The sequence below is a fragment of the Brumimicrobium sp. genome (assembly GCF_048268645.1).
GTDB classification, from domain to species: domain Bacteria; phylum Bacteroidota; class Bacteroidia; order Flavobacteriales_D; family Crocinitomicaceae; genus Brumimicrobium; species Brumimicrobium ulvae.
On the sequence record NZ_JBLWVE010000008.1, the window covers coordinates 105,519 to 118,148 of the forward strand.

The window sequence follows — 12,630 nt, forward strand, 5'->3', positions numbered from 1 at the left end:
ATAAAATCGATGACTGAAAAGGAGAAAATGCTCAATGGAAAAAACTATAATTCCAGAGATCCGGAATTATTGAAAGTTTATCATAATGCAAGGAAGCTTCTCAAAGATTATAACAACCTCGATGCTGAATCTACGCAAGAACGAGAAAGAATTTTAAATAATCTTTTTGAATTTAAAGGGGAAGGCGTTTGGATAGAAGCACCGTTTTTCTGTGATTATGGTGAGAACATTTCAATTGGAGAAAATACTTTTGTCAATATGAATTGTGTTTTTTTAGACAATAATAAAATAAGCATCGGAAAAAATGGTTTAATTGGTCCGCATGTTCAAATCTATACCGCAACTCATCCTTTAAAATCTTCAGAGAGAATAATTCATCAAGGAAATACATCTTCTTATCTTACTTCAAGTAAACCCGTTAAAGTTGGAGATAATGTTTGGATTGGAGGAAATACCATACTTCTACCAGGCATAAGTGTTGGAGATAATGTTACAATAGGAGCAGGTAGTGTGGTAACAAAAGATATCCCAGATAATTGTTTAGCCTTTGGAAATCCATGTGAAGTGCAAAGACAATTGTAAAATAGGTGATTCGTGATGAATGGTAATTGGAAATCCGTTTTATTCATTTCGCCCCTTTTTTTCCTGCATGATTCTCCATCAGAAGTCATCTCGAAAATCCAAGATGGAGGGATCTCTTTTAGATTTGTTAATCGAGATCTTCTAAGGCTTATTCGGTCAACGCTTTAATTTGATTCAATTACCTTAAAGTATTGACTCGGAGCAACTCTCCCTTTGGAGGGAGATACAGAGGGAGGATATTTGTGCCTACCAAACACAAGAGAAGCTATTCTAAACACTTAGATTTCCTTGCCAACGACTCTAATTCTGTTGCCTTCAACAAGCTATCTATTGAACACTTTAATTTGAATCAACTATCTTTTCACGTGAATAAAAAATCCGCGACAATCCGTGTTGCTTGCATTCGCGTCATCCGTGTTCCATTACAGCGCAACTTGAAGCCTCGCTCCTCTTTTGAATAATCATCAACTTTCACCTTCTTTCGAACGCTATCTCCCTTTCAATTCCCTATCTTTGCAGAATTAAACGAATAGAACATTTACCATGGCTTTATTGATTGAAAAAGATACAATTTGTGCATTATCAACTGCGAATGGAGTAGGAGCAATTGCAGTTATCCGTGTTTCGGGCGATGATGCATTGAAATTGACTTCTAAAATATTTTCTAAGGATTTAACGAAAGTGGATTCCCATACTGTTCATTTTGGAACAATTCGAGATAATGAAAATAAAGTCATTGATGAAGTTCTGGTAACCGTTTTAAAAGAAGGGAAAAGTTTTACTGGAGAAAATACCACTGAAATTGCTTGCCACGGTTCAACGTTTATTCAACAGCAAATTCTCAACTTGTTGTTTAAAGCAGGTTGTCGAATGGCTAAAGCAGGAGAGTTTACTATGCGTGCTTATTTCAATGGTCGAATGGATTTATCTCAAGCCGAAGCCATCGCAGATTTAATTGCTTCTGATTCTAAAAAAGGTCACGAAATAGCCATGAACCAAATGCGTGGCGGTTATTCTGATAAAATTGCTCATTTACGTCAACGCTTAATGGATTTCGCTTCCTTAATTGAGTTAGAGCTTGATTTCTCTGAAGAAGATGTAGAATTCGCTAGCCGAACAGAGTTGAATGAATTGGTTATTGAATTAAAAGAAAAACTGACCTTATTAACAGAATCTTTCGCCTACGGAAATGCCATAAAACACGGAATAAGTACTGTAATTGCAGGAAGACCCAACGCTGGAAAATCTACTTTGCTTAATGCTTTGTTGAATGAAGAACGTGCCATTGTTTCTAATATTCCTGGAACAACCCGAGATACCATTGAAGAAAAATTGACCATCGATGGTGTACTTTACAATTTCATTGACACAGCTGGAATTCGTGAAGCAACCGACGAAATCGAGAAAATAGGAGTGGAGCGCGCTATTTCAGAGGTCTCTAAATCGAATATATTGCTTTATGTATTTGATGCCAATGAACTGAGTAAAGAAGAGGTTCAAAATGACTTAAGTCGATTAGAGCGTGAAGGACTATCCATTGTTCTCCTCGCTAACAAAACCGAAGAAATGGATGCTTCTAAATTCGCAGCTTACAGTGAGGAGTACCCTGTAATTGCCATTTCTGCGAAAAACCACGAAGGTTTAGATGCTTTAAAGGCTGAGTTAGCAAAATCGGTCGAAGAGTTAGCAACAGAAAGCGACACCATCGTCATCAACGCAAGACATTACGAAGCTTTCTCCAACGCCCTTGCCGACATGAATCAAGTAGAACAAGCTTTAGAAATGCAAATTTCTGGTGATTTATTAGCCATGGATATCCGCAGTGCGATTCGTCATTTGTCGAGTATTACTGGAGAGATCAGTACAGATGATTTGTTGGGGAATATCTTTGCTAATTTCTGCATCGGAAAATAACATAAAAAAAACACCAGTCATTTCTGACTGGTGCTTTCAACGATCTAGGGATACTACCTTTTACTACTTTTTGATTATTCTTTTTCTTGTTACACCTTCCTTGGTTTGAATATTTACAATATAAACGCCAGGTGTTAATCCATTGAGATCAATGCTGTTGTCTGGATGTAATTCTGTATTTAGTTGCTGACCAGAAATGCTTGTTAGACTTACGCTTTCGATCGAATGCTCGGTTTCAATGTAAAGTCGTTCACTAGCAGGATTAGGGTACAACTTAAAACTTTCTGTTTCGAATTGATCAATACCAACATTGGCGATTGTAATACAACTTGAAGTGTCGACACATCCATTAGCAGAAATAATTACGGCAAAATCACCGTTCATAGTTGGTGTGAAGCTTTGGTTGGTCTCTCCTGAAATGGGCAAGCCAGAATTGCAATCAATCCACTGATACGTTCCACCAGAAGCATTAGCTGTGATTGTAGCCCCAGGACCTGTGGTAGAAGTATCAACTGAACACATTTCAAAAAGTTCAAATCCGGTTGTTCCATCATTGGCTCTAAAAAACACCCTGTTAATTCCGTAAGACAATGACATGGGAAGTGCATCACCAGGTCCAACGTTAACCTCATGTTGAGTAACGATTGTTCCGTCCCAAGAATGTAACTCACTACCATCTGTTCCGTTATTGGCAACAAAGTATAATGTATTGTTCATTACCTTTAGGGCATTCGGCATCGAACTTGTCGGCCCAGGATTAATGTCTTCAATTAAGACTATATTCGCACCATCTTTTTTGAAAAGTTCTTTTCCAACATTTCCATCATCTGCAAGAAAATGCAGTTGATCTTCGTAAAACACCATTTCACTTAAGTTCGAATTTCCAGCTCCTGAGTTAATGTCTGTAAGGTCTACCATCGTTCCATCACAGTACCATAACTCTGTACCATTTGTTCCGTCATTGGCAATAAAATAAACACCTCCATTTGGGTCTATGTTAAAGTTAGAAGGAGAGGAACTTGAGGTCCCCGGATTGATGTCGAAAGGAGTAACGTTTGTACCATCAAATACGAATAACTCCGTACCTGTGGCTGCAAGAGTCGCTGCAAAATATAAATAGCTTCCATCACTTCTTAAAAAATAAGGGTAAGAATCTGTAGATCCAGATGCGATATCATGAGTGGTCACAGAAGTTCCATCATATTGTCTTAATTCGTTTCCATTACTTGGATCGGATGCAGCGAAAAATAAATCACCATCATGCGCTTGAAACGCGCTAGGGTTTGACCCTTGTGGACCAGGGTTAACATCAGCGATCAATGAAATTGTTGTTCCATCAAACTTGAAAGGTTCATTTCCTACCGTTCCATCATCTGCTGTGAAAACGAGGTGATTATCATAAATGTAAAGATTGGATGGATTCGAGTTATTTGAACCTGGATTAATATCATGCAATATTATGTTTGTTCCATCACATTGCCATAATTCTGTTCCGTTGGTCCCGTCGTCTGCAGAAAAGAATAAACTCCCATTATACTCTACCATGTTTGAGATAAAACTACTTCCAGATCCAGGATTGATATCAAAGAGTGTAAGGCTGTTTCCATCATATTTGTAGAGTTCTTGTCCAGCAGTTCCATCATCTGCAACGAAATACAAATCATTTCCTAAGGCTTTAAAATGATTAGGGTAAGAGCCATTCGCACCAGGATTAACATCTATTAAGGTGGTGGTAGTTCCGTCATATTCCCAAACTTCGTTTCCATTTGTTCCGTCATCTGCCGAGAAATAAACTTTATTTCCAACTTCTGTGACCTGTGAAGGGTAAGCATCTCCTGCTCCAGGATTAATGTCATCAACCAAAACTTGCCCATGAACAGCAAATCCAGTGATAGTAGCTACGATTGTAATCAACGATTTTTTCATCTTGTTTTTTTTTAGTGTGCACCCTACACGTTTAAAAAGGTGATTGGGTTGGAAAAACTTTCTAAAAAAAATATAAAATTAAACCTATGGATTCTAAATTTGGTTTGGAATGAATGAGGTAACTCCGTTGAACTATTATTTGGAATTTGTTATTTTAGGACTGTTTCTAAGACATAATTACATTTGAAAATAGAAAGCAATGAAAAATTTAATTCAGAATATATTCGCCATAGGCTTAAGCTTATTCGTCATTGGATGCAATAGTCAGGTGCCGTTGGATGAAGAAACAAAGACCAATGACACCACATTATTGATGGATGATTTTGTGCCCTTGATATCAATGGATTCCTTAAACAAAATTGAAGAGGAACTCGATGAAAAAATAAAGGCTTTTGAAAAAGAAACAAACAGTTTGAACAAATAATTAATCAATGAGAATATTCGCCATTTCTGGTTCAGCAAGTGAAAAAGGAAGTAATTACTTTCTTTTAGAAGCAATGAAAGTAGTGTTTGAAGGAGAACATGAAATTCATATTTTTGACGCTTTGGCGGATTTTCCTTTGTTTAGTCCGAAAAGATTAGAACATGAAATTCCAGAAATTGTAAAGGACTTTAAAAAACAAGTTCTGTTGGCCGATGCTATTATTATTTCAACTCCTGAATACACGCACAATATTCCTGCAGTGCTCAAGAACATGATAGAATGGTGTACACATTCAGGAGAATTTGAGCATAAACCTGTTTTACCAATCACTTTCACACCTCATGAACCAAGAGGAGAATATGCCATGCAGTCCTTACTGTTTTCATTGAATGCGATTGATGCAAATGTTATAGTTCAAATTCCACTTTACAAGACGGATGTTGAAATCACAAATGAATTGATCATTCTTTCTGAAGCAACTAAAGAGGTTTTAGTAGCTGCTTTCGAGTTGTTGTAGCGGTTTTTAAGATTATAAAAAGATGTCTTCTAACTCAAACGACAGAAATAAATAGGCTTATCAGACAATCTTCTCATCAACCAATTTATTTAGACTTCAAAATAACCCTTAAACAATAAGGATTTTCTTCTTTGTAAACGGCTAAGTCTTTATCTTCAATTAAATAGTCAATATTGAATAAAGGCTTTAATTTTTCTTCTAAATAAGCTTTTGAATACAAATACCTGTAATGTTTATCACCAATTGAGGATTTGAAAAATGTGATGGATTTTTTCTCGTTGGTAATGTCTTTTGATGACCTTGTTTCAATATAGAAGATGAAATTATCAGCTTCTGATTTGATTTTATTCAATAATTCATCTAGAATATCTTCCTTAATTGAGTGAACAAAGAAACGGGCATAAAATACGTTATATTGCTGTAAATCTACGTTTAAAACACTGTCGTTGTAGGTTTTTATTGAAGGGTCGCTGAGGTTGAAACTTAAATCTACTCCTTCGATATTTATTCCATTGTGATGAAAGTATCTTGTGTCTCGTAGGTTACCACATCCTAAATCAACCATTTGAATGGATCCTAGATTTTCGTATCTTTTCTCAAGATCAGACAATACAAAACGTGCAAAATCTGATTCTTTATTCAGGTCCTTATTTGATTTGTAAAACTCGTCCCAATAAGATTTGTTTTCAAAATTCATTAATGTATTGAAATCGCTTTCTGATTCACTTACTTTAAATCGTTCGTTTGTTTTAACAGCATTTTTTGGTGAATCAGTATACGACCAATTGTTATTTGGGGTTTGCCAATCATCACCATATTGTTGATTTAAGACCACTTCAGTAGTTGAAGGAATAACAAACTGATTGCCCTCGAAGCTTATTTCAGTTAATTCAAACGGCTCGAAAACATAATCGTATTTTAAACTTTCATTTCCATCTACATCAACATAAACAGAGTGGTACCATTTCTCTTTATTTTTATAAAAAAAGAAAAGGTTGGTTTTAACATCATTCTTAGCGATTTCAACCATAAATCCGTCTTGTAACTTTCCAAAAAAACGTACCAGCGAGAAGTTAGCTGCTTTGATTTTTTGGAACATGTCTTTGGATATTGTTTTCACATTAACAGAAATATCTGTATTCGCATCGCTATCAATCAGCTTGTTATCACGATAAACCCCTAAAAGAGTTCCGTTTGATAACCAGTATTCAACACCTAATTCTCTAAAAATGGTATCTAATTCTTTGAGGTTGCTAATTGCTTGATTGTTATTCATTTTAATTTCTGTATGTGAGGATTATGAAGTAATAATGTTTACTTTTTGACAAAATATAAGCGGTAAATATAAGAAAAACTCTTGCAGTATTTCATCGCAACTGGAAGGATAGTAAAATTTGGTGTCTATTCTTTTGTTCTAAATTGATTTCTGCTTCAATCTTTTAATCTTTGCAGGCAATGTAAAGCTTCCCTTGATCGCTTTTAACATGTATAAAGTCCAAATTAATTTTCTGGTCAGAAACACAGAAAGTTTGTTGTTATCTAACGATTTAGAATAAGGTTTACGCATTTTTTCTGGTGGAGGAGTAATGAAGTTTTCACCATACAAATTAGAAAGATAGGTGGTTGTATCTCTAGGGGCAAAGAATTTATAGCCTTCAAATTCAAGCTCCTGCAAAGGAAATAGATCTTCGTATTGATATGGTTTTACTGCTCTAGAAAAAAAGATGTCGTTGTATATGTTTTCATATACGTGTGTTTTGTCTATTGAATCAAGCCCTTCTACATATTCAATAAAATTTTTCAAATAACGTTCACGTTTAAATAAGAAACTGCCTTTAAAAAGATGTTTTTGAACTAAATCTTGATTTTGAATTTTTAGTTCTTTCTTTTGATCAAAAATGTAGGCCAACAAATTCACTCGATCAATATCATTTTGAATGGCTTCAGTTGTGTTTGGTATAGATTTAACTTTAACCAAATCAATTTTGATAGGGTATAAACGATTACTCATTATTCTTGTATCGGCTAAATATTCTGAATAATGTGGAAATGGTCGATTGTCATTGTATAAAATATAATGTGGATATTTTGTAACAACCTCCTCTCTTAAAACCTTCACTAATTTTCTGTGATCAGCTACAGGGAAACACATGTCCAAATCATCATCCCATTGAATAAAACCTTTGTTCCTCACCGCTCCTAAAACAGTACCTGTACAAATCCAATAAGTGATATTGTGTTCACGGCATTTTTGATCGATAATTTTTGCCATTTCTAGTAAGGCGGATTGTGTTTCTTTAAGGTTTTTAAATTCCATGAATGTTTTATTTGAATATTTTATTTTTGCCAATGATATCTAGCAATCGTTCTGAAACGACTTTGTTTCCTTGTTCTGAAAAATGAATTCCATCTGGGAAATGCTCTTCTACTTTTAAATCATCCAAATTTAAGAAAATAGCGTCCTTCTCTTTACAAACAGATTCGATTATTCCATTGAATTTCTGATAGTTTTTGTAGGTTCCTGGAATCTTCTTTTCTATGCGTTCATTGGGCAGGTTGATGGATAAACAAATCACTTTACCGTTGGTATTGTGTTGAATTTCATATAGTAATTTTGTGTATTCTTGTCTAAATACTTTTGCTGAAGTCCATGCACGTTTACCTCTCAATTTTACCAAAAACCTCATGTTGGGCTTGATCACATAAAGATGAAATGCCTTCATTGCTTTAATGAGAAAACTTCTTTTGTTGGAAAATAAAAAGTCGGCAAACCATCTCGGGACTTCTCGTGTTGCGGCGTCTGAACTTCCAATATTGATGATGTATAAGTCCCCGTAATTATTGATGATTTGAGGATAAACCTTGTGTAAATCGTACACCGTAGCACGCGTAAAGGCAAGGTTCTTCACTTGAATGATTTCATCTTGTTTATCTTCGTTGAGCTTTTTCTCAATAATTTGACCATAATTTTGGCTCGTCAAATTGTTGTGCGGTCTATTGCGCAATGCAACTGAATTACCCACAATAACAATTTTTTGAATCTTCATTTTACGTTTTATTTAAGAATTTTAGCACCGTATTTATCGATAAATCTATTTATTTCTATTGAAATGTTAAGCTTGTAAACAACAAAAATAAACAATATAACAAATGAACCTGAAATCAATATTGAAAGAACGATTGATTTAAAAACTACAGGAAGAAGTAAAGGAAGGCATATCGCTACCATTAGGAAAAGTGAAATGATAATCATTGGCCAAGTAAATGGATGCATTTTATATTTGATCATCACGAAAACCGTCTTTAAAATATTAAAAACAAGCATTGAAATACCTGTAGATAATGCCGCTCCAACAATATCATATGAATTAATGAGATAATAATTGAGGATGACATTTGAAATGGCTAATGTGAAGATGAACAAGGTGTTTACTCTAAAGTATCTTGAATAGGAGATAATTGAAAAATTAATACTCGTTACCATATCTATGATTTTCGTCAAAGCCAATAATAAGAACACTGTTTTGAACATCACCAAATCTTCTCCATTGGTCATCACGGCAAAAAAGGTCTCAATATTCAACCAAATCAAGGAGAACAAAATAATTCCTATAACATATAAATTGGCAGAAGCTGATTTGTACAGCTTTCTTATTTCATTCATGTTATTGTTATCGAAAGCTTTAGAAATCATTGGTCCTGTAATTTGAAAAACGGCTTTGGTCGGTATTTCAATCACTACAGATAGGAAAAGAAAGATGCTGTAATAGCCCACTTTTGTAGAAGAAAGGAGTAGTCCAATCATCACCACATCGATTTTATAAACCAAAATGTTTCCAACATGATTCATTGCGCCATAAAGCATGTAACGCACCATTTCGACCTGTTTGCTTCTTTCAACCCGCTTTAAAACTCCAGATTTAAAATCCAATCCATTCAATGAATTCAAGTAGAGCAACAGTAAAATTACAATAACGATGTGATAGAACACCAAAACCCAACCTGCAATATTATAATTGATGAGTGAAAAATAACTCAGTAGAATGATTGCTGGAACAATAATTTTTAGACTGAAATTGGAAATGATATCAGGGTACACAATTCTCCCAAAGTTGAAGCTGTGCGCACGTAATACAGCGATGTAAACCATTAATACTCCAAGAGGTAGAATGATGAAAAGGTTTTCTGTTATTTTGTCGACATCAAAACCACCTAATTCTAAAATGGTGGAAAATGGCCCTTTAAACAGATAGAGTAGGGCAGAAATTAAAATAATGTTAAGGGTACTGTAGATGAAAAGTAAAGAGATAAAACCTTTTGTTTTGGTGCTTTCGAAGTAGGGAAAATACTTATTGACCAAGGCGTGACTCCCTAGGGAAAAGAAGGCGCTCAATAAAATAGCAGTGGATAAACTAAATTGAATTTCTCCGTATAACTCCCAATCTAGTGGATAAATAAACATCGTACTTAATCCACCGACAATAATGCCTAAGTAATTTACAATCGAGTTTTTTAAACTTTGTCTTTGTACGATGCCCAATGCTAGTGTGTTATTTTAATCAACTGTTACAAAAATATGAATATTGAAGAGTATTTAGATTTTATTGGATTTTATTTATTGTGAAGATGTGTGTGAATTAAAAAATCAGCTCTAATCAGCGTTTGGAAAACAATGTTATCGGCGTGCTAATAATGCGAATAGGGTAAAATGGCACGCGGATGACACAGATGCTAAGGCAACTCGGATGGTGACGGATTTTACTTTAAAAAATCAGCTTTAATCAGCGTTATCGGCGTACTAATAATGCGAATGGGGTAAAATGGTACGCATATTTCGACAGACTCAATAGAACGATGAAATGGTTAATATGGTGTCGAATTCACGGATTAAATTGATCAATCTCCTAAAATTGTAAATAAAATCTTCTTTTGATTACCATGCTCATCTAAAACAGTCAACAAATGTTCTCCACCTTCAGGAAGATACTTAATGGAATGCTTTCCTTTTGTTTCTCCTAAATAATGATCGTCAACATGCCAAAACAAAGTCGCTGAATGATCAGGATGTGAAGCTTCAAAAATAATACCTTTCGAAATTCCATCTAAATCTAAGGTCCCTATCATTTTACTGTTGTGTTCTGGATAAATAATTGAAAAGGTGTGTTGGAACATTTTTCCTTCGCAATTCGGGTGAAAAGGAGGGAGGTTCTTATAATTGGGATGCGTACTCCTGTAAAAATAAGCCTGCAATGGAGGAAGTACAAATTGTGAAACGGTTTTGGTTTTTATTCCTTGACTGCATTCTTGTGTGTATCTGTACTCTTCATTTTCGTCTGTTAAATAAACCTCATGAAAATTGCACGATGGACCTCTTAGTGCATTTTGATGAACTTGAACTGTATCAGTTTTTGTGCAATTCATAGTATTTCTATGTCCGCTGTCTTTACAGATACTCATTTTTACTAGCTCATCATAAGGAGGAATAAACCAACTTCTCTTAAGAGATAAATGGGAGAAAACATCAAATAATATTGGACCTGCAGCTGTGGTTCCAATAATTCCAGGACGTCCTTCGCCTGTCGCATTCCCCACCCAAACGGCAACTACATAATCAGGGGTGCAACCAATTGCCCAAGCATCTCTGTTGCCATAACTTGTTCCGGTCTTCCACGCAATTTTCGAGGAGGAGGAGTATTGTTCCCATGAAGCTTCCATATGTGGACGATTAACGCTTAATAAAGCTTGAAAAGTTTCATAGATAGCAGCAGCGTCAAGTTTAGAAGTTGTTCGAGTAAGTGATGAGTTGGTCGATGGATGCGGAAGGATTAAACTTGCATCTTCCCATGTGCTGGTAGTGTACATGTTTTCATTGTTGTAATAGTTTAATGTCTTGGTCATTCCAGCATAAGCATTGGCAACATCCCATAATGAAGATTCAGCACCTCCAAGGATTAAAGACAAACCATAATGTTCAGCACTTTTGGAAATATGACTTTGTCCTATTGATCTCAACTTATGAAGAAACTTGTCTATTCCGTATTGTTGGAGAAGATATACAGACGGAATGTTTAAAGATTTAGCCAAAGCTTCACCTGCTTTTACAGCGCCTTCGTTTTTTTCGTCATAGTTTTTGGGGGTGAAATGATCAAAATTCATGGGGACATCTGGAATCAACTGATTGTTGTGTATCAGTCCTTCTTGTATCATTGAAGCATAAAGAAAAGGCTTTAGAATACTTCCAGAACTTCTGGGAGCACGGATGATGTCAACATACTTTTGATGTTCTTTTTCTGTTGCAGAATTCCCCAAATAAGTAACCACCTCGTTGTTGCGAACATCAATAACGAGTAATGCTGAGTTGTGAATATAATTATGATTCAAATGCATTTGGTGTTGTGCCAAAATTTGGGTGAACTTTTCTTGTTTACTCATATCCAATGTTGTCCTCATACGTTTCCCTTTTTGGCCTTTCTTGATGGCTTTTTCCAAAAGATGAGGTGCAAGAGAGGGCAGCTTTTTTGGAGCTCCAATTAAGGGCTCTTCTAAAGCAAGTTCATAGGTTATGGCATCAATCTTTTGATGTTCAAATAAGGTTTTCAATACTTTGTTGCGTTTTTCTAAAAGGATTGCTCTGTTTTTTCCTGGGTGAACTAACCCTGGAGCATTGGGAAGCACGGCTAAAGTAGCAGCTTGCGACCAAGATAATTCATGTGGTGGTAGTCCGTAATATCGCCAAGATGCAGCCTCTAATCCTACAACGTTTCCTCCGAAAGGCGCATGTGAAGCATAGAGGGTTAATAACTCTTCCTTGCTGTAGCGCAACTCCAAACGAAATGCCCAAATAGCCTCTATAGTTTTGTTGTAGAAGGTTCTGTCTCGATTTCTCGCCATTCTTGCAATTTGCATGGTAATGGTGCTTCCTCCGCTGACAATTTTTTGGGCTTTTAAATTACTTAAAATAGCACGGCCGATTGCTCGAAAACTGACTCCTGTGTGGGCATAGAAATCATGGTCTTCAAATGCGATTATCGCGGCGTTGAATTTTTTAGGAGTGCTGTCCATTTCTGGAAACCTCCATTGACCATCATCAGCAATGCGGGCATTCATCAATTGACCTTCTTTGCTGAGCAAAATTGTAGAAGTTGGGTGGTCAAATAAAACAGTAGGCAAACAACCTAGAAAGTAAACGAAGAATGCCAATATTGCAAAGTACGTTAACTTTCTAGGTGCAAAATAAAACCTGTATTTTCCAATCTTGATTCGCACA

The 12,630-nt window shown here is 35.6% G+C and carries 10 protein-coding genes; 4 read left to right on the forward strand and 6 right to left on the reverse strand.

Annotated features, from left to right (window positions below):
• Window positions 1-9: 9 nt before the first annotated feature.
• Together ACN0U3_RS08380 and mnmE are read left to right on the forward strand one after the other, a co-directional pair.
• Complete coding sequence (locus tag ACN0U3_RS08380) at window positions 10-582, forward strand: sugar O-acetyltransferase (protein WP_299205786.1); 573 nt, start codon at window positions 10-12, stop codon at window positions 580-582.
• Window positions 583-1,125: 543 nt separating this feature from the next.
• Window positions 1,126-2,496 carry a tRNA uridine-5-carboxymethylaminomethyl(34) synthesis GTPase MnmE gene (gene mnmE, locus ACN0U3_RS08385; protein ID WP_417265847.1) on the forward strand — a complete coding sequence of 457 codons (1,371 nt, stop codon included), beginning with the start codon at window positions 1,126-1,128 and terminating at the stop codon, window positions 2,494-2,496.
• A 63-nt stretch (window positions 2,497-2,559) separates the two neighbouring features.
• Here mnmE and ACN0U3_RS08390 read toward each other — a convergent pair whose 3' ends face one another.
• Window positions 2,560-4,422 carry a T9SS type A sorting domain-containing protein gene (locus ACN0U3_RS08390; RefSeq protein WP_417265848.1) on the reverse strand — a complete coding sequence of 621 codons (1,863 nt, stop codon included), beginning with the start codon at window positions 4,420-4,422 and terminating at the stop codon, window positions 2,560-2,562.
• A 199-nt stretch (window positions 4,423-4,621) separates the two neighbouring features.
• Here ACN0U3_RS08390 and ACN0U3_RS08395 point away from each other — a divergent pair, with 199 nt between their 5' ends.
• Both ACN0U3_RS08395 and ACN0U3_RS08400 read left to right on the forward strand, forming a co-directional pair.
• Window positions 4,622-4,846: a hypothetical protein gene (locus ACN0U3_RS08395; protein WP_417265849.1), complete on the forward strand. Its 225-nt coding sequence runs from the start codon at window positions 4,622-4,624 to the stop codon at window positions 4,844-4,846.
• Window positions 4,847-4,853: 7 nt separating this feature from the next.
• On the forward strand, window positions 4,854-5,363 hold the full coding sequence (locus ACN0U3_RS08400; protein WP_417265850.1) for an NADPH-dependent FMN reductase: 510 nt from the start codon (window positions 4,854-4,856) through the stop codon (window positions 5,361-5,363).
• Between the two features lie 85 nt (window positions 5,364-5,448).
• Here the strand turns inward: ACN0U3_RS08400 and ACN0U3_RS08405 are convergent, their stop codons facing one another.
• From ACN0U3_RS08405 to pbpC, 5 genes are all read right to left on the reverse strand, one after another.
• On the reverse strand, window positions 5,449-6,639 hold the full coding sequence (locus ACN0U3_RS08405; RefSeq protein WP_417265851.1) for a hypothetical protein: 1,191 nt from the start codon (window positions 6,637-6,639) through the stop codon (window positions 5,449-5,451).
• A 138-nt stretch (window positions 6,640-6,777) separates the two neighbouring features.
• On the reverse strand, window positions 6,778-7,680 hold the full coding sequence (locus tag ACN0U3_RS08410; RefSeq protein WP_417265852.1) for a LicD family protein: 903 nt from the start codon (window positions 7,678-7,680) through the stop codon (window positions 6,778-6,780).
• 7 nt (window positions 7,681-7,687) lie between these two features.
• Window positions 7,688-8,410, reverse strand: coding sequence for an SGNH/GDSL hydrolase family protein (locus ACN0U3_RS08415; protein ID WP_417265853.1), 723 nt, complete (start codon window positions 8,408-8,410; stop codon window positions 7,688-7,690).
• A gap of 8 nt (window positions 8,411-8,418) precedes the next feature.
• A complete protein-coding gene (locus ACN0U3_RS08420; protein ID WP_417265854.1) occupies window positions 8,419-9,903 on the reverse strand; it encodes a polysaccharide biosynthesis C-terminal domain-containing protein in 1,485 nt (494 codons plus the stop codon).
• A gap of 356 nt (window positions 9,904-10,259) precedes the next feature.
• Complete coding sequence (gene pbpC / locus ACN0U3_RS08425) at window positions 10,260-12,629, reverse strand: penicillin-binding protein 1C (RefSeq protein WP_417265855.1); 2,370 nt, start codon at window positions 12,627-12,629, stop codon at window positions 10,260-10,262.
• Between the last annotated feature and the right edge of the window lies 1 nt (window position 12,630).

Excerpts from the sequence above, each read along its gene's own strand:
- ACN0U3_RS08405 (WP_417265851.1), bottom strand. The coding sequence starts at position 6,639 with ATGAATAACAATCAAGCAATTAGCAACCTCAAAGAATTAGATACCATT.
- ACN0U3_RS08395 (WP_417265849.1), top strand. The coding sequence starts at position 4,622 with ATGAAAAATTTAATTCAGAATATATTCGCCATAGGCTTAAGCTTATTC.
- ACN0U3_RS08380 (WP_299205786.1), top strand. The coding sequence starts at position 10 with ATGACTGAAAAGGAGAAAATGCTCAATGGAAAAAACTATAATTCCAGA.
- ACN0U3_RS08415 (WP_417265853.1), bottom strand. The coding sequence starts at position 8,410 with ATGAAGATTCAAAAAATTGTTATTGTGGGTAATTCAGTTGCATTGCGC.
- ACN0U3_RS08400 (WP_417265850.1), top strand. The coding sequence starts at position 4,854 with ATGAGAATATTCGCCATTTCTGGTTCAGCAAGTGAAAAAGGAAGTAAT.
- ACN0U3_RS08390 (WP_417265848.1), bottom strand. The coding sequence starts at position 4,422 with ATGAAAAAATCGTTGATTACAATCGTAGCTACTATCACTGGATTTGCT.
- mnmE (WP_417265847.1), top strand. The coding sequence starts at position 1,126 with ATGGCTTTATTGATTGAAAAAGATACAATTTGTGCATTATCAACTGCG.
- ACN0U3_RS08410 (WP_417265852.1), bottom strand. The coding sequence starts at position 7,680 with ATGGAATTTAAAAACCTTAAAGAAACACAATCCGCCTTACTAGAAATG.